The 24,962-nt window shown below is 49.6% G+C and carries 22 protein-coding genes; 9 read left to right on the top strand and 13 right to left on the bottom strand.

What is annotated here, in order from left to right; all coding sequences use genetic code 11:
• Positions 1-25: 25 nt before the first annotated feature.
• The 5 genes from Q9L42_RS18770 to Q9L42_RS18750 all read left to right on the top strand — a co-directional run bounded on the left by Q9L42_RS18770 (position 26) and on the right by Q9L42_RS18750 (position 6,279).
• A complete protein-coding gene (locus tag Q9L42_RS18770) occupies positions 26-1,765 on the top strand; it encodes an ATP-binding SpoIIE family protein phosphatase (protein WP_305906863.1) in 1,740 nt (579 codons plus the stop codon).
• 101 nt (positions 1,766-1,866) lie between these two features.
• A complete protein-coding gene (locus Q9L42_RS18765; RefSeq protein WP_349431598.1) occupies positions 1,867-2,181 on the top strand; it encodes a hypothetical protein in 315 nt (104 codons plus the stop codon).
• 12 nt (positions 2,182-2,193) lie between these two features.
• Entirely contained in the window at positions 2,194-4,395 is a 2,202-nt protein-coding gene (locus Q9L42_RS18760; RefSeq protein ID WP_349431597.1) for a sensor domain-containing protein, read from the top strand.
• Between the two features lie 313 nt (positions 4,396-4,708).
• A complete protein-coding gene (locus tag Q9L42_RS18755) occupies positions 4,709-5,851 on the top strand; it encodes an IS66 family transposase (protein ID WP_349431146.1) in 1,143 nt (380 codons plus the stop codon).
• Positions 5,845-6,279 carry an IS66 family transposase gene (locus tag Q9L42_RS18750; RefSeq protein WP_349431147.1) on the top strand — a complete coding sequence of 145 codons (435 nt, stop codon included), beginning with the start codon at positions 5,845-5,847 and terminating at the stop codon, positions 6,277-6,279. The genes Q9L42_RS18755 and Q9L42_RS18750 overlap by 7 nt, the downstream gene beginning before the upstream one ends.
• Before the next feature lie 169 nt (positions 6,280-6,448).
• Here Q9L42_RS18750 and mutM read toward each other — a convergent pair whose 3' ends face one another.
• Genes mutM through Q9L42_RS18715 form a run of 7 tightly spaced genes read right to left on the bottom strand, consistent with a single transcriptional unit; the run spans position 6,449 to position 12,589 of the window.
• Positions 6,449-7,261 carry a bifunctional DNA-formamidopyrimidine glycosylase/DNA-(apurinic or apyrimidinic site) lyase gene (gene mutM, locus Q9L42_RS18745; RefSeq protein ID WP_305906868.1) on the bottom strand — a complete coding sequence of 271 codons (813 nt, stop codon included), beginning with the start codon at positions 7,259-7,261 and terminating at the stop codon, positions 6,449-6,451.
• Positions 7,262-7,263: 2 nt separating this feature from the next.
• Positions 7,264-8,610 carry a GldG family protein gene (locus Q9L42_RS18740; protein WP_305906869.1) on the bottom strand — a complete coding sequence of 449 codons (1,347 nt, stop codon included), beginning with the start codon at positions 8,608-8,610 and terminating at the stop codon, positions 7,264-7,266.
• Entirely contained in the window at positions 8,607-9,359 is a 753-nt protein-coding gene (locus tag Q9L42_RS18735; RefSeq protein WP_349432769.1) for an ABC transporter permease, read from the bottom strand. Before Q9L42_RS18735 ends, Q9L42_RS18740 begins: the two co-directional genes overlap by 4 nt.
• A 2-nt stretch (positions 9,360-9,361) precedes the next feature.
• A complete protein-coding gene (locus tag Q9L42_RS18730; RefSeq protein ID WP_305906870.1) occupies positions 9,362-10,294 on the bottom strand; it encodes an ABC transporter ATP-binding protein in 933 nt (310 codons plus the stop codon).
• Between the two features lie 15 nt (positions 10,295-10,309).
• On the bottom strand, positions 10,310-10,933 hold the full coding sequence (hflD, locus tag Q9L42_RS18725) for a high frequency lysogenization protein HflD (RefSeq protein ID WP_305906871.1): 624 nt from the start codon (positions 10,931-10,933) through the stop codon (positions 10,310-10,312).
• A 3-nt stretch (positions 10,934-10,936) separates the two neighbouring features.
• Complete coding sequence (locus Q9L42_RS18720) at positions 10,937-11,377, bottom strand: rhodanese-like domain-containing protein (protein WP_305906872.1); 441 nt, start codon at positions 11,375-11,377, stop codon at positions 10,937-10,939.
• 9 nt (positions 11,378-11,386) lie between these two features.
• The gene (locus tag Q9L42_RS18715) at positions 11,387-12,589 is read right to left on the bottom strand and encodes an EAL and HDOD domain-containing protein (RefSeq protein ID WP_349431596.1); all 1,203 of its coding nucleotides are present in this window, start codon (positions 12,587-12,589) and stop codon (positions 11,387-11,389) included.
• 127 nt (positions 12,590-12,716) lie between these two features.
• Here Q9L42_RS18715 and Q9L42_RS18710 point away from each other — a divergent pair, with 127 nt between their 5' ends.
• Complete coding sequence (locus Q9L42_RS18710) at positions 12,717-12,926, top strand: heavy-metal-associated domain-containing protein (protein ID WP_305906875.1); 210 nt, start codon at positions 12,717-12,719, stop codon at positions 12,924-12,926.
• A gap of 388 nt (positions 12,927-13,314) precedes the next feature.
• The gene (locus Q9L42_RS18705; protein WP_349431595.1) at positions 13,315-15,564 is read left to right on the top strand and encodes a heavy metal translocating P-type ATPase; all 2,250 of its coding nucleotides are present in this window, start codon (positions 13,315-13,317) and stop codon (positions 15,562-15,564) included.
• A 55-nt stretch (positions 15,565-15,619) separates the two neighbouring features.
• Here the strand turns inward: Q9L42_RS18705 and Q9L42_RS18700 are convergent, their stop codons facing one another.
• The 6 genes from Q9L42_RS18700 to Q9L42_RS18675 all read right to left on the bottom strand — a co-directional run bounded on the left by Q9L42_RS18700 (position 15,620) and on the right by Q9L42_RS18675 (position 22,411).
• Positions 15,620-16,138: a hypothetical protein gene (locus Q9L42_RS18700; RefSeq protein ID WP_305906876.1), complete on the bottom strand. Its 519-nt coding sequence runs from the start codon at positions 16,136-16,138 to the stop codon at positions 15,620-15,622.
• A 413-nt stretch (positions 16,139-16,551) separates the two neighbouring features.
• The gene (locus Q9L42_RS18695) at positions 16,552-17,448 is read right to left on the bottom strand and encodes a TIGR01777 family oxidoreductase (RefSeq protein ID WP_305906877.1); all 897 of its coding nucleotides are present in this window, start codon (positions 17,446-17,448) and stop codon (positions 16,552-16,554) included.
• A 60-nt stretch (positions 17,449-17,508) separates the two neighbouring features.
• Positions 17,509-18,393 (bottom strand): phosphate-starvation-inducible PsiE family protein, encoded by an 885-nt coding sequence (locus Q9L42_RS18690; RefSeq protein ID WP_305906878.1) that lies wholly within the window; start codon positions 18,391-18,393, stop codon positions 17,509-17,511.
• 119 nt (positions 18,394-18,512) lie between these two features.
• Complete coding sequence (locus Q9L42_RS18685; protein WP_305906879.1) at positions 18,513-18,929, bottom strand: hypothetical protein; 417 nt, start codon at positions 18,927-18,929, stop codon at positions 18,513-18,515.
• A gap of 67 nt (positions 18,930-18,996) precedes the next feature.
• Positions 18,997-20,898: an ATP-dependent zinc metalloprotease FtsH gene (gene ftsH, locus Q9L42_RS18680; protein ID WP_349431594.1), complete on the bottom strand. Its 1,902-nt coding sequence runs from the start codon at positions 20,896-20,898 to the stop codon at positions 18,997-18,999.
• A 376-nt stretch (positions 20,899-21,274) separates the two neighbouring features.
• Complete coding sequence (locus Q9L42_RS18675; protein ID WP_305906882.1) at positions 21,275-22,411, bottom strand: sigma-70 family RNA polymerase sigma factor; 1,137 nt, start codon at positions 22,409-22,411, stop codon at positions 21,275-21,277.
• A 153-nt stretch (positions 22,412-22,564) separates the two neighbouring features.
• Between Q9L42_RS18675 and Q9L42_RS18670 the strand changes: the two genes are divergently transcribed.
• Both Q9L42_RS18670 and Q9L42_RS18665 read left to right on the top strand, forming a co-directional pair.
• Positions 22,565-23,473, top strand: a complete 909-nt coding sequence (locus Q9L42_RS18670; RefSeq protein ID WP_349431593.1) for a MerR family transcriptional regulator — start codon at positions 22,565-22,567, stop codon at positions 23,471-23,473.
• Positions 23,474-24,031: 558 nt separating this feature from the next.
• Positions 24,032-24,604: a methyltransferase family protein gene (locus tag Q9L42_RS18665; RefSeq protein WP_305906885.1), complete on the top strand. Its 573-nt coding sequence runs from the start codon at positions 24,032-24,034 to the stop codon at positions 24,602-24,604.
• The last annotated feature ends 358 nt before the right edge of the window (positions 24,605-24,962 follow it).

Raw genomic sequence — 24,962 nt, 5'->3', positions numbered from 1 at the left:
AATCATTAAAACCTGTTGAGAGGCGATGCCGCACTGGAAAGATGCGAAAGCCAGAGAGCGATTAATGGAAAGCATGTGTATAAAAGCGAGTAAGCGGTTTTTCACGGTGCTGATCATTGGCGCAGAGGCTGCTGAAATCGAGTTGCTCGATACGCTTTTAAAAGCTGAAGACTATCAATATAGCATCGTAGGCGATGGACAGGCAGCGGCGGCGAAGCTCTCTGACACAAAAGTCGACTTATTATTGTTGGATATCGACGGCGTCGATGTCGATGATTTACCGTCCATAAAACAGAATTTGGCCGCTGATGCGGTTCCCATCTTGGCATTGGCCAGCCGCTATGATGATAAAGCGCTTGCTCTTTTTTTGAAGCAGGGAATTGATGATTTTGTTGTCAAACCCATTAATTCCTTGTTATTAACAACGAAAATCAACTCATTGTTGCAATATCGCCAATGTCATCTACAACAATTGGAAAACAATAGGCGATTAAGCGCTTACCGGCAACGGCGTGAACAGGAACAAACAATTGCCGCCAATTTGTTTCACAAGATATTGCGGGCAAAACTGTTAGATACTTCGGTAATTAAATCGACGGTTTCGGCCAGATCCCTGTTCAATGGCCATATTGCCTTAGTCGGACGTACGCCCGAGGATCACCTCCATGTTTTGCTGGGAGATTTTAGCGGTTCCGGCATGTCGGCGGCCATTGCCGCCGCCCCCATCGCCGAAATATTTTACAAGATGAGCGATAAGGGCTTCGATATCGTCGAAATTGTTGAAGAAATTAATCGAAAACTGCACCAATTACTGCCTGTCGATATGTTTTTGGCGGCCTCGATCGTCGCGCTGCATCCAGAGACGAAGACCCTACATGTTCTCAATTGCGGCTTGCCGGATCAGGTATTAGTGAATAGGGCAAGCAACCGCTTGAAAATCATCGCCTCGACGAACCTGCCGTTAGGAATCAGCGCCTCATTGGATCCGCATATACAGAGTATTGCAGTTAGCGGCGACGATTATTTATATCTGTTGACGGATACGGTCAGCGAAGCGGAGAACTCCGCTGGAGTAGCACTCGGCGCCGAGGCGGTCATGGCTTGTATCAGCCAGCATGAAGGTTCCGCCTTTGAGAGTCTACAGAGCCTGTTAAGCCGGCATTGCGAAAATGAGCAGACCTATCAAGTTATCACTTTTCTGGAGTTATTATGCGATGTCGATAACGTACCCTGGAAAGGCTGCGATAGCAAGCAGGAATATCCCGTTGTTGAAGCCTTGCCCTGGAAGGCGATGATGGAGTTCGATATAGACGCGTTGAAAAAGCTGAATCCGGTGCCTATGATGGTCAACGCCTTGATGGAAATACAGGGGTTACAGGAGCATCGGCAAGTTATTTTCATGATCGTGACGGAATTATTCACCAATGCCTTGGACCATGGTGTGCTTAAGCTCGATTCAGCGATCAAGCAGACAGCCGAAGGCTTTATGCGTTTTTATGAGTTGAAAGAGCAGAGGCTGCAAACGGTGCAGGAAGGGCGGATACGGCTATTGTTCAAGCATCGTCCGACAGAATCCGGCGGATGTTTGACCATTAGTGTCAAAGACAGCGGTGACGGTTTTGACCACCAGGCGTTGGCCGCTAATCTGACATCCAATGTAGGATTCTCCGGGCGCGGTATAGGTCTGCTGAAATCCCTATGTAGCGGCCTTACCTATCGAGGCAAGGGCAATCAGGTTACCGCGGTATTTGTCTGGCGGGCGTAAGATAGTGCGCCGTCAATGTGTCAGTGTGGATGAAATATGTGTGTACAAAACTCAACTTAGCGGTTAGTGTTGATCTATACGGTCTCTGTTGAGTGCGCTATATGCATGACATGTTGAATTTTCTTTTTAGCTCCGAAGGTTTCATGCCGCATGGGGTATGCTTTTATTGGCAACCGATTATTCTGTGGGTGACCGTGGTGTCAGATCTGCTGACTTTCGTCGCCTATTTTTCCATTCCGGTCGCGTTGGGATATTTTGTCTATAATAGACCGGACTTGGAGAACAAATGGCTGTATCTTCTGTTTTCGGGCTTTATTTTTGCTTGTGGGACGACGCACTTATTGGCGGCGATCAATGTTTGGATGCCATTATATGGTTTGAGCGCAATAGTCAAAGCCATAACCGCCAGCATTTAGCTACTGACCGCCGTGCTATTATGGCCTTTGTTGCCGGTCGCTCTTCGCATCCCCAGCCCACAACAATTGCGTGAGGTTAATCATGAACTACAAGCGCTCAACGATTCGCTAGATCAACAAGTCGCCGAACGCACCGAGCAATTGCAGGAAAGCGAAAACCGTCTTCAGCATGTGATTAGGCTCAGCCCCTCCGTTGTCTATTGCCTGCATCCCATAGACAATGACTTATTGCCGTTCAAGGTCGATTTCATCTCGGAAAAAATTACCGAAATCAGTGGCTACACTCCAGAAGAATGGTATCGGCATGAGACCCTATGGGGCGAACGACTGCATCCCGATGATGCCCAACAGGCGATTGAGAATATGCAGCGACTGATACAGCAGGGGCAACTGACCCATGAATATCAGTTTAGGCATAAAAATGGTGAATTCCGTTGGATCAGGGATGAGCTGATCGTCGATTATGACGATCAACATCAGGTCATAGAAGTGTTCGGCGCCTGGGATGATATTACCGACTATAAACAAACCGAGTCGGAATTGCGTTTGGCGGCGACAACCTTTGACAGCATGCAAGCGGTGATGATCACCGATGCCGAGGCCAATATCTTGCGCGTCAACAAGGCCTTTAGCGAAATTACCGGCTTTGCTGCGAAAGAGGTGATAGGCCATAACTCCGGCATCCTGAAATCCGATCGTCAGGACGATGATGCTTATCAGCAGTTTTGGGAGCAATTGTGGCGTCAAGGCCGCTATGAAGGGGAGTTTTGGAACCGCAAAAAAAATGGCGAAGTTTATCCCGTTTGGCAAAACATAACGGCGGTCAGAGACAATAACGGTCAGATCAGTCATTTTGTTTCAGTGTTCAGCAACATCAGTGACAAGAAAGCGCAGGAAATGGAAATCCAGGCGCTGGCTTATTACGATACGCTGACCAAATTACCAAATCGTCGTCTACTGCTGAACCGCATGGAACAGGAGTTGAAGGCGGCGCGCAGGCACGGTCTGTTCGGCGCGATTATCTTCCTGGATCTGGACGATTTCAAATTGCTCAATGATTCGGCCGGGCATCTGGTCGGGGATGAGTTATTGATCAAGGTGGCCGAGCGCATCGGTCTGCATTTGCGCACCGAGGATACGCCGGCACGTCTGGGCGGCGATGAATTTTTAGTCCTGCTACAGGCCAATCAAGACAGTGTCGAGCAGGCCTCGGAGCAAGCCATGCTGATTGCCGAAAGAATGCAGCAGGAACTGAATAAGCCTTATATCTTGAATGGCGTACCGATGCACTTTACCCCCAGTATCGGCATCAGCCTCTATCCGGAGGGCAATGCAAACGCTTCGGAATTGATACAACAAGCAGACACTGCGATGTATCGTTCAAAGAGCAGAGGTAAAAATTCGATCAGTTTTTTCAATAAGAATATGCAACGCGCCGCCGATCATCGCATTAAAATTGAAAGCCAGTTACGAACGGCGTTCCAGCAAAATCAGTTCGAATTGTATTTTCAGCCGCAATTATGCGCCGATGGCCGATGTGAAGGAGTCGAAGCCCTGATTCGCTGGCGTCATCCGCAACGAGGCCTGTTGGCGCCATCAGCGTTTATCGGCATTGCCGAACAAAGCGATCTGATCGTGATGATCGATCGGTGGGTGATGAAAGCTGCCTGTCTGCAGCTTAAGGCTTGGCGGGACAGTGGCTTTAGCCATGAGTATTTGGCCGTGAATGTCAGCTCCAGACAACTCAGGCAGGAAGATTTTGTCGAGCAGGTTGAAGATATTTTAGCGGAAACAGGCGCCGATCCACGGGCCTTGATGTTCGAAATAACGGAGAATATTTTTATCGATAAGGTGGAACAGGCGGGCAAGACGATAAGGTGCCTAAACGATCTAGGCATCCGTTTTTCATTGGACAATTTCGGCACCGGCTATTCGTCGTTGTGCTATTTGAAAAAGATGCCGTTCCATCAGCTGAAAATCGATCGACAATTCGTCGCCGATATTTTGACCGATGGCAACGATGTGGCAATCGTCGAAATCATCATTGCGATGGCTAACAAACTGAATATGCAGGTGATTGCCGAAGGCGTGCAAACTCAAACGCAGTTAGATGTGTTGCTCGACAAGGGCTGCCGGCTTTATCAGGGCTATTATTTCAGTCCGCCGCTCAGCGTAGAGGATTTTGTCGGCTACGTCGAAAAGCTGCGTACATAAGTCATATGGCAAAATGCTTGATTGCGATAGATGCGCTTCGTTTTCGCTCAGCACATACTCTACGAGCACAAAATTAATCAGAAAGGGGGCATCAGAAAAGGGGACAGGCTACTTTTAGAAAATCAGAGAAAAGGGGGCAGGCTACTTTTACTCTCACGGATGTGGGTAGGGTGTGCTGACGATAGGAAGCGCACCGGTTTTTTATGCGCTTCACGCGTAAGTATTCACACACCCTAGCTGAAAATACAAAATAATTGACAAACCGACACAAGAACATTGTACAAATCCATTAAGAAGCCTTAGTATTTATCCCATGCAACTCAGTAACCAGGACCTAAGCCAAATCGATGAAGACGAGCTTCTCAATTTACCGGAAGAGGAATTACGTTACCTATCGATTAAGTTACTTAACGACCTAAAAGAAGCGCGTGAGCGCTTAAGCCAAAATTCGCGCAACAGCTCTCGTCCACCTAGCAGCGAAGCGCCTTGGGATAAAGCAGCTACAGATAATACAAACGATCAAGAACAAACGGAGATCGATAAGTCTGCTGAAACGGAAGACACCGTCACCCCCCCGTCGCCTTCTAAAAAAGATCAGCAACAGTCCGCTGATCCTAACAATGAACATCAAGAACCCCGCAAACCCGGCAAACAACCAGGCGCACAAGGCTTTGGCCGGACACAAAAGCTAGCCATTACCCACTATCAAGATCATTACCCTGAAATATGTGCCTGCTGCCATCAAACATTAGAGCCGCGTCATGCTATCGCCTATGCCGCGTATGAAACAATCAATGTCGAATGGGGCGATGTTGAGCATCCAGGCATTCTAGTCACCCATACCAAGCACACTCTCTATGAAGTAGTGTGCGCCAATGGACATATCACGCGCAAAGAAGTCAGTCGTAGCAGTCATGCTCAATTGCCGGGTATTAGCCGAACTGAATGGCGTTTAGTGGGGCCTGGACTGGCAGCAATGATTGTTTGTCTTGCCTACCGTATGCGCCTATCGCGTGAGCGTATTCAGGAATTTTTATATGACTGGTTAGGTATTAAATTAAGTGTTGGCACCATCAATAATACCCTGCATGAAAGTGGCGCAGCGGCTATGCCGCTTGAAGATGAGTTTGCACAAGAAATCATTAACAGCGAATTGCTGCATGTAGACGAAACCTCCTGGATGGAGCACACGACTTTTCTTTGGTTATGGGTGTTCAGTACGAATCGCGTCACAGCCTATTGGATTGCTACGCGTAGCGCTGAATTATTGGAAAATCTTTTAGGCGACGACTTTAATGGTTGGTTAATGAGCGATGGCTACACGGTTTATCGCAAATATCTGAGTCGGTTACGTTGCTGGGCTCATCTTCTGCGTAAAGCGAAAGGGCTCAATGAAAGCTTAAACAGAGACGCCCAGCTTTTGGTCAACAAACGCACGATTTACTGGCTGTGTTGATAGGTGCGGTACGCAAAGCGCGAATAACACCACCTGATACGCCACTTTCTGAAACTTATCGCCTGCAATTACTGCTCTATCAGCAGATGTGTATACAAATGAAAACCCATGAACATAAGAAAACAGCAGCATTAGCCACGGAAATGCTAAATGACTGGACAGCTATTTTTCAAGTTCTGGATCAACCGCATCAGCCCTTAACGAATAATGAAGCGGAGCGAGCGTTGCGCCACTGGGTTATTTTACGCGGCATTTGCTATGGCACGCGCTCGGAAAATGGGACGCGTGTGTTCGCTATTTTAATCAGCGTCATTGAAACCTGCCGCAAAAGAAATCAGTCACCGTGGATTTATTTGGCACAAGTGATCGCAAGTCAGCGGTCAGGCTTGCCGGTACCGGCCTTGCCAATTGTTAGGGTGTCTGAATAATTACCTTCACGCTGTTCAGCACATCCACAAAGATAATTGCCGACGGAATAAGATTGACTATGTACCAGTACAGCACCATTATTCTAATGGCGGGTAAAGACATTAAAAAATACGTAACTACTCACCCCCATTCGTAGGGAGGATAAGCGGAGCGCATCCACCGGGTCGGCTAGGTTTGGCAGCAACTGCAGAAATAACTGGCGCGCTGGGCGATTTTGACTTGTCTAATCGGCGCGCCGCAGCGACGGCAAGGTTGATTGGCGCGGCCATAGACAAACAGTGATTGTTGAAAATAACCGGGATTGCCTTTTTCGTTAACGAAATCCCTTAACGTCGTCCCACCCTGCTCTATGGCGCGTCGCAAGACCGTTTTAATCGCCTCGGCGAGTTTTTGGTAGCGCCGCAAGGAAATTCGACCGGCTTGTCGGGACGGATGTATGCCGGCGATGAATAAGGACTCGCAGGCGTAGATGTTACCGACGCCGACGACGATATGGCCATCCATGATAAGCGACTTGACTGTCATCTTGCGGTTGCGGGCCTGTCGATAGAGATATTCGCCGTTAAAGTCAGACGATAAGGGTTCCGGGCCGAGCTTGGCCAGTAACGGATGGTCGGTGGGGGCGACCGACCATAGCATCGCGCCGAATCGGCGCGGGTCATTGAAGCGCAGTACCGTGTCATCGGCAAAAACAATATCGATGTGATCATGTTTTCCGGGCGCCTGGTCTCGGCTGACGATGCGTAAGCTGCCAGACATGCCCAGGTGCATGATGACTGTTCCTTTATCGGTTTTCAGCAGCAGATACTTGGCTCTGCGTTTGATCTGTTTGAATCTCAGACCAATCAGCAGCTGCGGCAATTGCGCCGGCACCGGCCAGCGTAATCGCGCTTGCCTGACGGTGACCTCGCTGATCGGCTTGCCGAGGATATGGGGGGTGATGCCGCGGCAAGTCGTTTCAACTTCGGGGAGTTCGGGCATCGTTAGCGTTTTTTCCGCCGCCGCCAGATTATTAAGCCGGCCAGTAAAAAGACGCCTGGCAATATCAGTAAGAAACCGAAGCTGATGATACCAATCGAGAGGGTGCTTAATTGCAGACTTCTGCCGGGAGTCGCCTTACTGGGGATGTCGATGAAACGATCGTTTTCACAAAGCCAGTTGACCATGCGCAGCCCCAGTTCCAGATTGCCGACGTTGTTTAAGTAGGCATTGGAGAGGAAGTCGCCGTCGCCGATGACGATGATGCGTTGTTGTTTATCCGGCGTCAATTGGCGGGTCAAGGCGAAGGCGAAATCCAAAGGCCCTTCGCGCTCTTCGCCATCGGCGTCGAAACGGATTTTACCGGCGATCTCGCCGATTTCGGTCCACGAGGCTCTGGCGCTGCTCAACAAGGCCTCGGCTTGGTATTCATTATCCTCGCCATCGAAGCGTAACGCCGCGGTGAGCGGAAAAACGGTGATATTCTGGAAGTTCTGTGTCACCGGATGATAGGGGTATTCACTGGCCAGGACGAAGGTCGGGTCATCGATGCCGTACAGGCTGGAACGGGTATCGACGATCTTGCCGGGGAGTTTTTCGATGGCCAATTGTCTTTCAATCACTTGCAGCCATAAGTTGTCGGGGTCGGTCATTAACAAAAGATTGCCGCCGGCGTCTAAATAATTGGAAACAACCTCCAGTTCTCCGGGCAGTAATGCCACCGCCGGTCCGGCCAGAACCAGCACGGAGGAGTTATCCGGTATCGACGGCAGCTGGGCCAGATTGATGCTTTGCGCGTGGATGCCGCGTTTCTTCAAGGCTGCGCCGAATAAACCCAAATCGAAATTGGCTTGGCCGCTAGGAGAACGTTCACCGTGGCCGCCGAGGAAGGTGAGCCAGCGCTCCTGATTGGAAGCCAGCTGCAACAGGGTATTGGTCAAGGACGCTTCATCCAGATAAGTGACTTTTTCGCTACGGTCTTGGTATTCGACTATCACGGCGCCTTGAGGGCCGATATTATGTTTTCTGGCCAATTCCGGCGACGCCGTCGGGTCGATGAATTCGACGTCGATATCGTCCTTCAGAAATTGATAACGGCTTAATAACCGAGAGATTTGCCGTCTCAATGTCGGTTCCTGTATATAAGCCTTGATGTGCACCGGTTGCTGGAGCTGGTTCAAAACTTTCACGGAAGCTTGTGACAGCGTGTTGCTGGCGTCGGCGCTTAAATCGATATGCGCCGAATATTGGCGGCTGAGCCAGGCGCAAACGATCAACAATGCCAGCAGCAACGCCGTCGTCAGCAGGTTTTTCAGACGCAAAGTTTGATGAATATGCCGGTTGATTTTCATTTTTGTAATCGGTCGTATTCCAGGCGGCGGATGCTGAGAGTGATGAAAGTAGCGCTGAACAGGATGAAATAAAGCACATCGCTGGACGCGAGTAGGCCGCTCTGCAGATTCTGGAAATGCTGTAAAATCGATAAATAGGCGAAAACTTCACTACTCTGACCGTTTACACCGGCCGTCCAGTCCAGTATCCATAATAATAGTAACAAACCAAAACTGCCTACTGCGGCCAGCGTCGGGTGATTGGCGATGCAGGACATGTAGAGGCCTACGGCGGCAAACGAGGCCAATAGCAGGGACAATGCCAGAATGTTGCAAAACAACTTGCCTAAGTCGAGTTCTCCGCCCAGCAGCAGCGACAAAGGCATCAGACATATCAACGCGACGATCATTAACAGTAAGCCTAGAATGCCAAGATATTTACCGGCGATGATCTCGCCGCCGTTGACCGGCGCGGAGAGTAATAAAGATAGGGTCTTGTTGCGCCGTTCTTCGCTGACCAGACGCATGGTCAGCAATGGCGTCACCAGCAACAGGATGATGGCGGCATTGCCGAATAAAGGGGTGACGACGATATCGCTCAACCCCGGACCGTTGTCGATGCCGGCCAGACGCGCCTGAAAGGCGTTGAAGGTTTCGACCTGACTGAGAAATAAATAGGCCAGAATGAATTGTAAAACGGCCAGTATGGACCAGGCTAAGGGGGAGAGAAACAGCGTTTTCAGCTCGCGTTGGGCGATGGTCATCATCATCTTCATCGCGCGTCCTCGTCTTTTTGCGTCATGGAAATAAAAATATCCTCGATGGATTGTCTGACCGGCGCAATTTCCCCCAGCCCCCAGCCGGCCTCGATAATTTGAAGGGCGACTTTTTCCAGCAGTTGCGGTTCATTCGCGTGTTGCAACAAATACTGGTTTTTCGCGATCATCGTGATGTTTGTGACACCTTCCAAAGAGGACAAACGAGCTGTGTCGATTGGCTCTCGGGTGGTGAATTTGATACTGGCGCCGTTCATCTGGCGGTTCAAGCCGGCGATGGTCTCGTGTAGGATCAGTTTGCCACGGTTGATGATCTGCACGTGGCTACAGGATTCCTGGACTTCGGACAGGATATGGGTCGATAGAATGACGCCGTGATCGCTACCCAGTTCCTTGATCAGGGCGCGGATTTCCTTGATTTGTATCGGGTCCAACCCTACAGTTGGTTCGTCCAGGATAATCAGTTCCGGTTCATGCACAATCGCCTGGGCAATGCCAATGCGTTGCTGGAAGCCTTTGGACAGGTTGCTTATCAGTCGGTCTGAAACTGCTTCAAGACCGCAACGACCTTTGGCCTTAGCGACTGCTTTGGCGATGGCGCGGAAGGGCAAGCGGTGCAGTCGGGCGCAATAATCCAGGTATTCGTCGACGCTCAGTTCCTTGTATAAGGGCGGCGTATCGGGAAGGTAACCGAGTATGGATTTGGCCAATTTCGGCTTATCCAATAAATCGATGCCGTTGATAATAATTTGGCCGGCGCTGGGCGCCAGATTACCGCAGAGCATCTGCATCGTCGTGGTTTTACCGGCGCCATTGGGGCCGAGGAAGCCGAGAATTTCGCCTTTGTTCAGGTTGAAACTGACGTCGTGAACGGCGCAGTGATCGTCATAATAGCGATACAGATTTTTGGCTTCAATCAATGCGGTCATAGCGGTCGGTTTCGGTTAGAGCTGGGTCAGCAAAAATTTGATTTCATCTTGCAATTTCTTGCGGAACAGCAAAAACTTCCAGCGTGCGCCGCCGCATTGCCGCCATAGCAAGGCCGAGCGTATGCCGGCCAGCAACAGGGTGCGTATTTTATTGACGATGTTCTGATTGGACAAATATTCAGGCTCGCCATTGATCATGATGCGAGGCGGGATCGTGCTGATGGTGCTGTGGTACAAATCACCCAGACTCGCCAACACATTCTCATGCAGCAAACCGAAATGTTCCGCCTGGCCTTGGGCTTTTTCGATGCCGTTATGAACGCTTTTCAACATCTCTGGACGATTGACCAATTGCCTTTCCAGATAAACCAGCGATGCGGCGTAGCGGGCTTGCTCGGGATTGGCGATGGAGCGGCCGGTCATTTGCTTTTCCAATTGCTGCAAGCCATGTTCGATGCCGCTCAGTCCGCCATAGACATCGACGACGCTGTCGGCGTCTATTTTTAATAGACTGCCTACGCTGGCTTCGACGGCTTTGTCGTCGGCGGAGCCAGTCGTCGCCAGTTGTTGAACCAGGGAGCAAGCCTGGGCGATGCCGGCTAGGGCAATGGTTTGATTGGTAATGTTTTTTACAGACATAGTTTATTTACAGGCGACCTTATTTGGGCAGGGCGCATCGACTTCTTGTCCTGCCTGCAACCACGATTCAATACCGCTGGATAAATGATAAACATTTTTCATGCCCAGCTGTTTAGCCAGAAAATTTCCCACCATGCCGCTTCTGTTACCGGATCGGCACACTAAAACGACCGGTTGGTCGGGAGACGATTTCAGTTTTTTCAGTTCAGCCAGCCATTTTTCCGCATCATAGTCGCCGGAGGCGTTAAAAAATTGTAGTTTGTGGCTGGCGGGAAGGGTTCCGGTGGCTTGCCATTCTTTTTCGGTGCGGATATCGATGATCAGCGCTTCGCTGTTTTGCCGCATGGCCTGCAACTGAGGCACCGATAAGTCTATCAGTTCCGCCGCGCTCAGCAGTGAGGAAAAAAGGGCCAGGATGACGATGCTTATTGTCTTTATATTCATTTCTATATATTAACAGTTTATGTCGGCTAGCACATCGTCAGTCCAGTTGATGCTCTGGATATAGATGGCGCCTATGTTTTCAGGATGAATTCGAGATAAACGCTGACTGGAGAGTTCCCAGCGCTCATAACTGATGACATAAGCAAGAATTTCCCCAGCGATGCCTTCATGATGCAAAATGGCGCGTTCGACATCCTCGGTCAGCGGCAGCTGCGCTAACAACTCCGCGATAGGCATATCCATCAGGCTGTCCAGGCACGACATCATACCGATTAAAAATAAATGCGCAGGATCTTCATGATATTGCTGCGCCAATAATTCGCACATTCTGCTACGGGTCAGGATGTGGCGGAACAAGGCGTTGGTCTTGTTAGCCAGTGAAGTCAAGGTCAGGATATTGATCCAGCGTTTGACTTCGTTCAATCCTAGATAGGTGACGGCATGTTTGATCGATTTTATTTTGTTCGGCAATGCAAAAAAAGCCGAATTGATGTAATGCAATAATTTAAAACTCAGGCCGATATCCTGGGAAATCGTTGTGCTCAGCTGGTTAAAATCCACTTCCGGATCGTTAATCAAACCTAACAGCTTGATCGCCGCGGCCTGATTGATGTCCAATCTTTTGCCGGCAACGATATTCGGTTTACTGAAAAAAAAGCCTTGAAACAGCTCGCATCCGGCCTTCTTCAAGGCCAGGTATTCAGCTTGACTTTCAACTTTTTCCGCCAGCAATTTAACCTGATAAGGCTTCAATTGTTCGATGAGAGTCAGCGTGTCGGCTAACGGCATCGCCATGACGTCTAGCTTGACGATGTCGGCGAAGGTGAGCAGCGGCACCCAATCCGGCGTCAACACAAAGTCATCCAAGGCAATGGTGTAGCCTAGCCGAGAGAATTCTTTTAAGGTATCGATGAGGTCTTGGTTAACGACGACATCTTCCAGGACTTCGATGACAATACGGTCCTTGGGGAGATGCAGCGGCGTTTTTTCCAGCAGATTCTGGGTGGTAAAGTTGATAAAAGCCTTGGACGTCCCTACTATGTCATTAAGGCCGATTTCCAGCAGGGTATCGGTGATGACCTGATTGGTCGCCTGAGCGGCGCCTTCCTGATCCTTTAAATCGAAATCATGCCCCCTGAACAGGATTTCATACGCGTAGAGATTCAGTTTGCTATCGAGAATTTGCTGACGCCCAATCAGAATATCGCTCATTTCCTGTGTTTTTATTTTACGAGTAGGAGGCATTGCTCTATTATGCCGATGATGGGATTTATATCATGTTCTGCGTTTGACCGTCGAGCATGCAAAGAATTGTTTTAATGAATAGCTGGAGGATAAAATGACTGAATCAGTTTCTTTAACGGTAACCGGTATGAAATGCGGAGGCTGTGAATCCTCGGTCAACGAAAAGGTCGGTGCGATAGAGGGAGTTGTTTCGGTAAAACCGATGCATCAAGAAAACCGGGTCGATGTAGAGTTTGATGAAAGCAAAACCAGTCTGGATGCGATTAAACAAGTGATTACCGAAGCCGGCTTTACGGTGGCATAATGGTCACTTTTAGCGTTTTAGACTTTTCTGCTCATGACGCTAAATAAAGATGTATGGTAACTGCTCGCCCCACTTATCGAACGCGGCAGGGCCGATTTTGCTCCCCGGCAATTGCTCCTGCATTGCTCTACTACATGCCATCCTTGGCATTATCGGCAATTGCTCCTGCATTGCTCTACTACATGCCATCCTTGGCATTATGGCAAAATCGGCATTTCCGCCATCCATGGCGGTCAGCATGTAGGGTGGATAGGCCTGCAGGGCGCATCCACCAAAGATGCCGACCCGGTGGATTTGCTCCGCTTATCCACCCTACGAATGAGGGGAGTAGTACGATGTATGAATTTTAATGCAGGATGGCTTACGCTAACGATAACAGGCAGCGCTTATGAGTACCGAAACAACTAACGATTCAGCAACCGAAACGCGATTATCAATCCTGGGTATGCGCTGCGCCGGCTGCGTCAGCGCAGTTGAGGGCGCATTAAAAGCCGTGCCTGGCGTCAGCGATGTCGTTGTCAATTTCGCCGACCATTCGGCGGCAGTGAGCGGAACCGTTGATTCTGAATTACTGAAACAGGCCGTTCAGGAAGCAGGTTATGATGCGGCGATCATGGAGGGGTTGGAAGACCCGGCCGAGGAAGAGCGACAGGAGCAGCAGCGCTATCAGACTCTGATGAAGAAAGCCGTCGTCGCAGCGGCCTTCGGTTTTCCGTTGATGATCAGCGCTCATCTAGGTTGGTTGCCGGCGATTAGCTCGGAGAACGGTCAAGTGTTTTGGTCCTATGTCTCGTTGATCACGCTGGCGCTGCTGTATTATTCCGGCGGCCACTTTTATCAGGGCGCGTTCAAGTCATTGCAGCTGAAACAGGCCAACATGGACACTTTGATCGCCCTCGGCACCGGCGCCGCCTGGTTTTATTCCACTGTGTTGATCGATTATTCCGATAAACTCGCGTCGTTATCGGCCCATGCTTATTTCGAAGCATCGGTGATCATCCTGGCATTTATTAATTTCGGCACCGCGTTGGAAACCCGAGCCAGAGGCAAGACCTCTTCGGCGATCAGGGAACTGATCGGTCTGCAACCGAGAACCGCACGAGTGGTCAGAGACGGTCAGGAAATGGATATTCCCATCGAAGAAGTCGGCTTGGAGGAAACGCTGCGGGTCAGGCCCGGAGAAAAAATTCCCGTCGACGGGGTGCTGCTGGAAGGGCATTCGACCATCGATGAATCGATGCTGACCGGCGAACCGATTCCGGTTGAGAAAGTAACCGGGTCGGAGGTGGTGGCCGGTACGATGAACCAGCAGGGCAGCTTCTTGTTCAAAGCCACCCGCATCGGCCGTGATACCGCATTGGCGCAGATCATTAACAGCGTGCGTCAAGCGCAAAGCAGTAAACCGGCTATTGCCAAGTTGGCGGACAAGATTTCGGCGGTATTCGTGCCTACCGTCGTAGCGATTTCGGTGCTGACCTTTTTTACCTGGTTGGCTATCGGCCCGGAACCGGCCTTGGGCTACGCATTTGTCACGTCGATGACGGTGCTGGTCATCGCCTGTCCTTGCGCATTGGGTCTGGCGACACCGATTTCGGTGATGGTATCGGTTGGGCGCGCCGCGCACATGGGGGTTTTGATCCGCAATGGCGAGGCGCTGCAAAGCGCGGGCAAATTAACCTGTCTGGTTCTCGATAAAACCGGCACCGTCACGGAAGGCAAACCGGCCGTGTCGACGATCGAAACCGTCGGCGATATCAGCGAAGAAAGGGTACTGCAATTGGCCGCCAGCATTGAATCCGGTTCCGAACATCCGCTGGCCGGAGCGATTTTAGCCGCAGCCGAGGAAAACCAGGTCGAGCTGGAAAAAACCAGCCATTTTCATGCTGTCGCCGGTCATGGCATTACCGCCGAAATAGGCGAGCATAAAGTCTATTTCGGCAATGCCGCCTTGATGGATGAGCAGGGCGTCAAATATGCCCGCCATAAAAAGAAAATGGAAAGCCTGGCTGCTCAAGGGCAGACACCGATGTTGCTGGCGGTGGATAAGAAAATTGCCGGCATCATCGCCGTTTCCGATCCGATTAAAGATGATTCAGCAAAGGCGGTTAAACAATTGCTGCGTCAAGGCGTGCGGGTCTTGATGGTGACCGGTGATAATGAAGTCACTGCCCATGCAGTGGCAAAACAAGCCGGAATTAGCGAAATTCGCGCTCAGGTGCTGCCGCAGGATAAGGCGGCCGTCGTAAAAGAATTGCAACAAAACGGCGAGATTGTCGGCATGGTCGGTGATGGCATCAATGACGCGCCGGCTTTGGCCCAGGCCGATGTCGGCTTCGCGATCGGCAGCGGGACCGATGTGGCGATAGAAAGCGCCGATATCGTGATATTGCTAGGCTCTTTATTGAAGGTGCCGGAGGCGATGGCTTTGTCGAAAGCGACCGTCGTCAACATTAAGCAAAATTTGCTCGGTGCGTTCTTTTACAACACCATCGGCATCCCGGTCGCGGCCGGCCTGCTTTATCCCATGTTCGGACTGTTATTGAATCCGATGATAGCCGGCGCCGCTATGGCGATGTCGTCGGTCACCGTGGTCAGCAATGCCAGCCGTTTACGCTGGACCAATTTGAGCGAGGGCTAGCGCTAAGACAGCCACTAGGTGGACAACTATGCGCTAATGGAGTGTGGCCGTCTTGTTAATTGAAAAAGCAATCGCCAAATTCAATCATCATCTGACGGCAATCGAATAAGGCGAATGGATATTCTTTCCAGATCAGATAGCGGATCGCATATTCAAAATAAGCACTGGCGGTAATGAAGCGCGCTGCGAATGCCTGCCATCTTTGGCCGCATTTCGTCGAAGCACGCCATACGGCCACCGTCCAGTAGACTACCGGCAGCGCAAAAATAATATGCATCGTGGCCCAGCTCGCGATGGTATAGGCGCCGTTCACGGCTCGATAATCGACATAAATCAGCATGGCGTTAAAGAGCAGAAAGAAAGGCCAGAATACCTGCCATAACGGCACCCGCCCGAACCAGGTTGCGTGTAAATACAGATAAGGACCTGAAACTTGGGCTTCCTGCCAGGCCGTCAACGGTTGCGGCGTGGTCAGGTAAACAAAATAGCCGATGCCGGCCGTCAGCAGGGCAAACTCAAGATAGGTTATTATCTCGATGTAGTTGAATAAAACGGTGAGACTATTGGCATACATGACTTTCTAGCGCAATTGCGGAGGCTTTAAATATCGCTGGCGGCGTAAGGTTATTCGTAACTATTCAGTATCTTTCAGGGTTTAGGGAGTAGACCATTGATTTCTCGGGACGCGTTCACCCAGCACCTAAATACCCTAGGTTATTGGCTATGATTAATAATCTTCGTTAATTTAGGTGCTGGGTGAATACTTCCATGGCAGCTTACAGCATCCTGCTTCACGCGGCACTTGCTTGCACTTCCCTGTGCGGCGTAAGCTCTGACTGCAACGTCTGACCGTCAGGGACGATGGAAATGCAGATTTTGCAGGAGCAAAAAATCTGCCTGTTGCAGGCAGCCCGATAAATCAATAGCCCACTCCCTCTGATAAAAATACGCTGAATAATTACGGTTATTCATAATGCGGGCATCTTCTCAGTCGAGAATGGCGTTCAAGGCATCGGCTAAATCGGCAAACTGAAACTCGTATCCTTGTTGCAGTAAGCGTTCGGGGATGACGCGTTGGCTGCCCAGCACCAGTTCCGACATTTCTCCCAGGCCAAGTTTCAAGGCCCAGGCCGGGACAGGAATCAACGCCGGCCGCTTCAATGCCTTTGCCAACGCGTCGGTGAATTGGCGGTTGCTGACTGGGTTGGGCGCGGTGGCGTTATATGGCCCGTTCATGTCAGTCCGATCGATCATCGTTTCGACGATAGCCACCCAGTCTTTTCGATGTATCCATGACATCCATTGCTTACCATCGCCGATTCGCCCACCCAGGCCCAGCTTGAACGGTAACAGCATGCGTTGCAATAAACCGCCATCGGGACCCAGCACCAAGCCGGTGCGGATCAGACAGACCCTGACGCCGTATTGTTCGGCCTGTTTTGCCGCATCTTCCCAGTCCGCGCATAAACGCTGGGAGAAGTCGCTTTTGACCTCGCTGTGCTCGGTCAAAACAGTATCCCCCTGGTCGCCATAATAGCCGATGGCCGAACCGCTGATCAGCACACGCGGTTTTGGTTCCATATCGGCGATCACCTTAATCAATTGTCGAGTCAGGTCGATGCGGCTGTTACGCAGGATTTGTTTGCGCTTTTCACTCCAGCGGCTAGCGAAAATGGGGGCGCCGGCTAGATTGACGATAGCATCAAAGGAGTCCTCCGGTGACAGGTTTTTCAGGTTGGTCAGCGGCTTAACGGTGTCGCCGAAAATTTTTTCAACTTTGTCTTGGCTCCTGCTCAAGACGGTGATTCGATGGTTTTGTTTGAGTAGCTTGCCGATCAGTGCACTGCCGAGAAAGCCTGTTCCGCCGGTTATCAGTATGTTCATCGTGACGACTCCGTTACTGTTGGGTTTAAGGGTGATTAGGCGGTCTTGATCAAGTGTCCGCTATTCGTCATGTTTATCTTTTTTATCCAGCAACCAATAGGTCAGGCCTAAGGCGAGGACGACAGCGGCGCTGGCGTAGACATAATCCGGCTGAATACTCTTGAAATCGAAGACGATGACTTTCCGGGAAATCGCCATCAGGGCGGTGGCGACCACCAGCTTGACCGGTATCACATCGCTGCGCAGGTAGAGGCTGATATTCAGAAAAATCTCGATCGCGATCAGCACGGCAAGAAAAGCGCCAAAGGTCGCCAGAATATCCGGAATCGTCATCAGAAAAAACGGTGACGAGTGGATCAGTTTTTGATACATCACATAAACGACATCGGCAACGCCAAGATAGATGACGATGACCATCAGGAAAGCCAGCAGCGTGATAGCGAAGCGTATCGCCTTATGGAATAGAATCAGGATGCCTTGCTGGTCGTCATGTATCGGTAATTCTTCATGAGACGTGCGTTTTTCATAGGATTGCTTGAAGAAGGACATCAACGAGCTGACCAGATTTTGATTGAAGCCCTGGTCTTGATGTTGATTGCCATCACTGAAAAAATTGTTGAGACCTTCTATATTCAGATTGGCGATCTGCGATTCTTCGAATTCCTCGAATCCCATACTCCATTGTTTGAATTGACGGTCGGTAATATAGCTTCTTTTCAGTTCGGTGACATTTTTATGGCGAGGGTCTTTTTTTATGACGTCAAAAGTCTTGTTGACGATTTCCTCTTTGCCTTCCAGCACTTGAATAAAACATTCATTGTGATAGAGCAATACGCCGGTCATGCCTTTTTTGGAGTTGCTGCGCCGACATTCCCTGAGTAAGGCCATGAGTTCATCGGTGCTAAAGGGCTTGACGGCCTGGCTGATATAGACGAGTCTGATCATTGCTATGCTCCAAAATTTTTATAGTTATTATTTTTTCAGTTTCGTGCCATGACCCTCTGTTGGCAAGTGTTTTTAGTCGGCATAGTCACGTCTTGACACTGTGTTAAGCGTCGTATGGATTAATCTGTTTTTTCGGCAAAGGAAACTGTGCCATAAAGGATATGGGAGAGTCCGATATACAAAAAGAACCAATTATAATTGTTGTCAATCGGGATCTCGTTGACGTAGCCGTAGAACTGCAGCGAGGCGATCAGCAACAGCAGGAAAACGCCGAGTAAGGCAATGCCTTTATAGTTTTTGCTGAAATGGCAGTAGCTATAGATGGCGATTTCGGCCAAGCAAAGATAAGCCAACATCAAACGGAGATTGCCGGCTAGCGGTCCGTATATCTCACTGAGTTGGGCGAAGAAAAATTGACTGCCGCCGATGGACATGATGCTGGCGATCAACAGAAAAATCACGGATGCTTGAAAATTAACCTGCAACACCACTTTTAAGATAGACAGACTTTTATGCATGGAAACCTGAGTGTTCATCACAAGACCTGGGCAAAAAGAAGCCCTCCATTAGTCTAGCTGTTGGAGGGCGAATAGAGGAGGATCCTTAAATTGGCAAAGGCCCGTCCTGATTGATGTTTGCCGGTTTGCCATCGTCCTTGGACGAATTTTCGTTTTGTTGCTCGGGAGGGTTGTTGTTTTCCCGGGGGGGAGGGGCGATTTTTTCCCCTTTCATCAGCCTGTCGATTTGATATTTGTCTATGGTTTCCCAATCCATCAGCGCCTGCGCCATGTTGTGCAGTATGTCCATGTGCTCCATCAGTATCTGTTCGGCGCGTTGATAGTTGTTGTCGATTACCTGACGGATTTCATCGTCGATGATTTGCGCCATTTTTTCCGACATCGGTTTAGCCTGTGGGCCCATATAGCCCAAGCCTTCGCTTTCACCGTAGTCCATCGGTCCGAGACGGTCGGACAACCCCCATTTAGTGACCATATTGCGGGCCAGTTGGGTCGCTCGTTCGATGTCATTGGACGCGCCGGTGGTCACTTTGTTCTTGCCGTAAATCAGAGCCTCGGCGATGCGTCCGCCAAACAGGCTGGCGATTTGACTCTCCAGTTTATCCTTGCTGGCGCTGTATTGATCGCGCTCCGGCAGGAACATCGTGATGCCGAGCGCGCCGCCGCGCGGCATGATGCTGACTTTATAGACCGGATCGTGTTCCGGGACGATGCGTCCGACGATGGCGTGACCGGCTTCATGGTAGGCGGTCATCAACAAGTCTTCGGGGCGCATCACCATCGAACGTTTTTCCGCCCCCATCAGCATTTTGTCACGCGCCTTATCCAAGTCGTTCATCGTGACAATCCGCTTATTGTTGCGGGCGGCGAACAATGCGCCTTCATTGATCAGGTTGGCCAGCTCAGCCCCGGAAAAACCGGGGGTGCCGCGCGCCAAATCGGTGATATTGACGTCATCAGCCAACGGTATTTTTCTCGAGTGGACGTTAAGGATTTGTTCGCGGCCTTTGATGTCCGGCAGGCCGACGGTGACTTGGCGATCAAAACGGCCGGGTCTTAACAAGGCATTATCCAACACATCGGCGCGGTTGGTCGCGGCGATGACGATGATGCCTTCATTGCCGCTGAAGCCATCCATTTCCACCAGCAACTGGTTCAGGGTTTGTTCGCGTTCGTCATTGCCGCCGCCCATGCCGGAACCCCGGTGACGTCCGACCGCATCAATTTCGTCGATGAAGATGATGCAGGGCGCTCGCTTTTTGGCCTGTTCGAACATGTCCCTGACACGCGAGGCGCCGACACCGACGAACATTTCGACAAAGTCGGAACCCGAGATTGAAAAAAACGGTACACCTGCTTCGCCGGCAATCGCTCTGGCCAGCAGGGTTTTACCGGTGCCGGGAGGGCCGACCATCAACACGCCGCGGGGAATCTTGCCACCCAGGAATTCATATTTACCCGGATCTTTCAGGAAGTCGACCATTTCGGAAACGTCTTCCTTGGCTTCCTCGACACCGGCTACATCATCGAAGCCGATCTTGACTTGGTTTTCCTCCAGCAATTTGGCCCGGCTTTTGCCAAAGTTCATTTGGCCACCGGCGCCGCCAGCCTGTTGTCTGCGCATGAAATAGATCCATACCGCAATCAACAGCAAGATCGGTCCCCAGGACATGAAAAATTGCATGAAAGCGGAAGGCTTCTCCGGTTTAACAACCTTGATTTTGACCTTGTTCTCTAGCAACTCATCGATTAAATGCGGATCATTAGGATTATATGTGGTGAACCGTTCACCATTAGTGCGTCGGCCATCGATAATATCGTCATTGATTATGACTTCGGAAATGGCGCCGCTGCGGATATCTTCAATGAACTCTGAATACGACAAGGCGTAATTTCGTTCGTAACTAGGGCCTGTTCGATTGAACAGCGATATGACTACCGTGACGATCACGGTTAACATGAAGATTTTAACTATATGTGCTTTCATGCTTCAACCTCTTTGTGAGCAGTGAGTCAGCTAGTGCTGGAACATACCTGTTTAAGACGGTATTGGGATTTGTATAAGTGTACCATGGCTGCTTTTATCCTGAATCCGATAGGCTCATAAATTGAAACAAAGCGCCTCTATTTTTGATTAGCGGCAAAAATTCACCTGGCCGGTTGTCATGCCAGGGAACGCAGTCGCGTTTCGTGTCTTGCAAAGCAAACAGAGAGCCATCATATCTAAAAATTTAACTAAATATTGTTTATAGTTCGTAAACTATCTGTTGTTAATGATCCGTTGCGTATCATTTTGGTGTCAGAAAAAACTTATGATAGTTTGTCCTTGAACACTGCGATAAGTTCAGCATCGGGCTTTGCGACTAATGTCCTTCATGGGTTGTTAAGTACATTTTTAACTCAAAACCAAAATTCTGCTTCAATGTTTCCAATGCATTGTTTTGAATTTGCCTGATCCTTTCGCGAGTCAGTTGCATTTGTTCGGCGACGGCCTGCAACGTCATTTCATGATGATTTTTCAGCCCGAAACGCAGCCTTAAAATATCGGCTTCTCTTTTCGGCAGTGAATCGATGGCTAGGCTTAGATACTGGTTTAAACTTTGCCCTTCCAATTTATCTAAGGGTTCAGGAAATTGATGCTGTTGCAGACTGTTTATCACATCTTGGCTGTCCTCCTCGTCATTTTGCACCGAACTGACGGTTAAGGACGCTTGGTAAAAACTGATAATAGTCTTGATTTCCTCTTCGCTTAGATCGCACTTTGCTTTCAATTCGATGATGGTCGGCCAGCGATTTTCCTCGATATAGCTGTTGCGCATGATTTCAAAGATGGTTGGAGCCTTTTCAGCCAGTCCGAACGGCAGTCGGACTATTTTTTCCTGGCGCACCACCAGTCGAGAAACCGTTTGTCTGATCCAATAACTGGCATAGGTGGAAAAGCGTATTTCGCGACGATAATCAAAACGATCGACCGCTTTGAGCAGGCCGACCATGCCTTCTTGCGAGAGGTCATGGAAGCTTATATTGCCGCTTTTGTATTTGCGCACGATGAAGGCAACCAATTTACGATTTTTCAACACCATTTGTTGGCGTGTGCTTTGTAATTCATCCCTTAGCCGGGCCAGCTTAAGCCGATAAGAGGTGTCTTCCTGGTCGATCTCGATTACTGCCGCACTCACCTGAAGTAAAAAAGCAGGCAGGAAATGAGCATGCAGCACTGCCGGAGCCACACAGGCGGGCTTGTCTATCGCTTGAGTCAATAATGTCGTCAGTTGTTGTTCAAACTGTTTAAGGTTAGGTTGTACAGATGTATTATCTTGTACAGCTTGGTCCTTGCTGCTTTTACTGTTGACCAGCTCGCTGAGATCGGTATTTTGCTTCAGGGCCGATAAAAAGCGTTCGGCGACTATGACCATACCGGTAGGATTAGCTAATAATGCCTGCTGCAGGCGACTGCGCAGTTGTTCTAAGTATAGCGCCAGCGTTTGCATTTCATCCATGCTATTAGAGGGTTCATTTTTCGGAGCTAACTGAGTAGGAAGTAATGACATCTACAATTCACCTGCTTATTTAAGACTTGGCAATTAAGTTACATCTTTGTAGAATGTGTGTCAATTAAAAAACATAAACAAAACATAAACAAAATAGGTGCAATGTATAGCATTAAAGCGATCGCAACGTTAACCGGTCTCAGTACCGAAACCCTAAGGGCATGGGAAAGGCGTTATCAGGTGGTGACTCCCAGGCGCGATGCCAGTGGGCGACGGGCCTATTCCGAACAAGACTTGGAGCGCTTAATGCTGCTGGCCGATTTGACCCGACATGGACATAGCATTGGCAAAATATCGCGCATGGATAACAGGCAATTGGATAGTCTGATTCGGCAGGACAAAAAGGGCGCTAATAGCGGGCACGAACAGTTTATTGCTCGAGTGGTCGAAGCCTTGTTGCAATACCGTGTGGACCGTTGTGAAGAATTGCTGAAAAGGGCGTTATTGGCTTACGAGCCAGTGGATTATGTGCGCAATATTCTTCAGCCTACCCTGCAGACGGTCGGCCAGCTTTGGCATGAAAAAAAACTCAGCATCGCTCAGGAGCATATGTTTTCGGCCTGTGTGAAAAGGATCATCTTGAGCATGATCAACAATATTCATCAATTGACCGATGACAGGCCGAGCATGATGTTCGCAACGCCGCAGGGTGAGACGCATGAGTTCGGTATTTTGATGGCTTGTCTATTGGCGGCTTCCCAACAATATAATTGTTATTATTTAGGCAGTGATTTACCGGTTGAAGATATCATCGAAGCCAGTCGTCATCTTAAACCCAATATTATCGTATTGAGCGTAGTCAATACCCCGCCAGAGGAATCCGTGTGCGTAGAATTGGACACGTTGAGTCATGCCGCAAGGAAGGCCAAGATCGATGTCTGGATAGGCGGCAATGGCGTCCTTTATTTGGCTGAGCGCCATCAACTCGCACAGCATATCCAGTTTCTTGCCGATATCGATCAGTTCTACCATAAGGCTTGGAAATTGAAGGCGTTTATCAATAAGGCCTAAGGCGATGAATTTCAGACAACGGCGATGACTGAAAAATACGCTGTTGGATGTGTTCGGCGTTATTGTAAAGATGAGGCCGCGATAGCGTGTAAATAAGAGCGCCGGCTTGTAATTTACTAATCCTATGGAATAATCATAAGGATGAACGAAATGTATCCTCAAGGTTCGGCGCTAAGCCTGGTGCAGCACCATTATTCTAATGGCGGTTAAAGACATTACAAATGCCTAAGAATTCATGCGCTTGCTAAAGTAGATAAGTCAGCAGATGAAAATGGATGCTGTACTAGTACATAGTCAATCTTATTTTGTCGGCAATTGCGCATGTAGGTGCGGATTTAGTCGCGCAATGCTAATAAATTCGCACCTACCTCAGCATTTCCCTGTTTGGCGTTCAAAAAGGGCATGGGGTGTGTTTGGCGTGGATGACAGCACACCCCATGCCCTAAACACAGCGCAAATGCTCAAACCGGGAATAGCTGGCACCTGCCGAGTACCCGTCATATATAAAATGACTGAGTACTGGTCTGTGATAGTTTTAGCATCGGTCCGGGCTAACAGATGACACCGATACAATTGCTATGGTTGGGGGCTGGTTTGTTTTGGGCGCTTGCCGAATTAAGCATCGTTTTGGCTAGCCGCAAACGAGCGCTTGCAAACGATCAGCGCAGCCTCTATAAAGAGCATTGGATTTGGATTGTCGTCTGTCTGTCATTGCTGGCCGGGTTAGTGATTAAGGAACGACATTTATGGCCTTTGCCGCTGCCGGCCGATATTAGGCAACTAGTGGCGATGGCGGTGTTTTTGGCTGGATTGGCGCTTAGGCTGTATGCGGTGTTTAGTTTGGGCCGGCTTTTTAGCAGCCGAGTCAGCATTCAGCCAGCACATGTCCTGGTCACAACAGGTCCTTACCGTTACATCAGGCATCCGTCCTATAGCGGACTGATCGGCGGTTTTACCGGTGCGGGCATCGCAATGGGGGATGTTTTAGCGATGAGCGTGTTATTGCTGCCGCTTTTTTATGTGTTGTGCAAGCGCATAGAGGTAGAGGAGCGCTGTTTACATAAACATTTCGGCCAGGACTATCTAGACTATTGCCGAGTAACAAAGAAAATGTTTCCGCTTATCTATTAAAGTCACGCCGAATAAATTCATCCCTGAATTTATTCGGCGGTTGCCGCTGGCAAAGCGGTTCGTCAGCGGATCAGAAAATTAATGACTTGCAGTCACCGATTTTGTCAGTGCATGCATGAGCTGCGGGAAGTGCCAATTTAATCAGCGCTTTGAGTAAAAGTGCTGAGGTAATCGGCATTTTTTTTGAAGATTACTTTAGGGTAACTATTCAGTATCTTTCAGGGTTTAGGGAGTAGACCATTGATTTCTCGGGACGCGTTCACCCAGCACCTAAATACCCTAGGTTATTGGCTATGATTAATAATCTTCGTTAATTTAGGTGCTGGGTGAATACTTCCATGTAAGCTCTGACTGCAAC

Origin of the sequence: Methylomarinum sp. Ch1-1, from assembly GCF_030717995.2 — a bacterium.
In the GTDB taxonomy this organism is placed as follows: domain Bacteria; phylum Pseudomonadota; class Gammaproteobacteria; order Methylococcales; family Methylomonadaceae; genus Methylomarinum; species Methylomarinum roseum.
Note: the sequence above shows the minus strand (reverse complement) of the source record. Positions and strands in the feature narration are given on the sequence as shown.

Excerpts from the sequence above, each read along its gene's own strand:
- Q9L42_RS18770 (WP_305906863.1), top strand. The coding sequence starts at position 26 with ATGCCGCACTGGAAAGATGCGAAAGCCAGAGAGCGATTAATGGAAAGC.
- Q9L42_RS18765 (WP_349431598.1), top strand. The coding sequence starts at position 1,867 with ATGCATGACATGTTGAATTTTCTTTTTAGCTCCGAAGGTTTCATGCCG.
- Q9L42_RS18755 (WP_349431146.1), top strand. The coding sequence starts at position 4,709 with ATGCAACTCAGTAACCAGGACCTAAGCCAAATCGATGAAGACGAGCTT.
- mutM (WP_305906868.1), bottom strand. The coding sequence starts at position 7,261 with ATGCCCGAACTCCCCGAAGTTGAAACGACTTGCCGCGGCATCACCCCC.
- Q9L42_RS18740 (WP_305906869.1), bottom strand. The coding sequence starts at position 8,610 with ATGAAAATCAACCGGCATATTCATCAAACTTTGCGTCTGAAAAACCTG.
- Q9L42_RS18735 (WP_349432769.1), bottom strand. The coding sequence starts at position 9,359 with ATGATGATGACCATCGCCCAACGCGAGCTGAAAACGCTGTTTCTCTCC.
- Q9L42_RS18730 (WP_305906870.1), bottom strand. The coding sequence starts at position 10,294 with ATGACCGCATTGATTGAAGCCAAAAATCTGTATCGCTATTATGACGAT.
- hflD (WP_305906871.1), bottom strand. The coding sequence starts at position 10,933 with ATGTCTGTAAAAAACATTACCAATCAAACCATTGCCCTAGCCGGCATC.
- Q9L42_RS18720 (WP_305906872.1), bottom strand. The coding sequence starts at position 11,377 with ATGAATATAAAGACAATAAGCATCGTCATCCTGGCCCTTTTTTCCTCA.
- Q9L42_RS18715 (WP_349431596.1), bottom strand. The coding sequence starts at position 12,589 with ATGAGCGATATTCTGATTGGGCGTCAGCAAATTCTCGATAGCAAACTG.
- Q9L42_RS18710 (WP_305906875.1), top strand. The coding sequence starts at position 12,717 with ATGACTGAATCAGTTTCTTTAACGGTAACCGGTATGAAATGCGGAGGC.
- Q9L42_RS18705 (WP_349431595.1), top strand. The coding sequence starts at position 13,315 with ATGAGTACCGAAACAACTAACGATTCAGCAACCGAAACGCGATTATCA.
- Q9L42_RS18700 (WP_305906876.1), bottom strand. The coding sequence starts at position 16,138 with ATGTATGCCAATAGTCTCACCGTTTTATTCAACTACATCGAGATAATA.
- Q9L42_RS18695 (WP_305906877.1), bottom strand. The coding sequence starts at position 17,448 with ATGAACATACTGATAACCGGCGGAACAGGCTTTCTCGGCAGTGCACTG.
- Q9L42_RS18690 (WP_305906878.1), bottom strand. The coding sequence starts at position 18,393 with ATGATCAGACTCGTCTATATCAGCCAGGCCGTCAAGCCCTTTAGCACC.
- Q9L42_RS18685 (WP_305906879.1), bottom strand. The coding sequence starts at position 18,929 with ATGAACACTCAGGTTTCCATGCATAAAAGTCTGTCTATCTTAAAAGTG.
- ftsH (WP_349431594.1), bottom strand. The coding sequence starts at position 20,898 with ATGAAAGCACATATAGTTAAAATCTTCATGTTAACCGTGATCGTCACG.
- Q9L42_RS18675 (WP_305906882.1), bottom strand. The coding sequence starts at position 22,411 with ATGGATGAAATGCAAACGCTGGCGCTATACTTAGAACAACTGCGCAGT.
- Q9L42_RS18670 (WP_349431593.1), top strand. The coding sequence starts at position 22,565 with ATGTATAGCATTAAAGCGATCGCAACGTTAACCGGTCTCAGTACCGAA.
- Q9L42_RS18665 (WP_305906885.1), top strand. The coding sequence starts at position 24,032 with ATGACACCGATACAATTGCTATGGTTGGGGGCTGGTTTGTTTTGGGCG.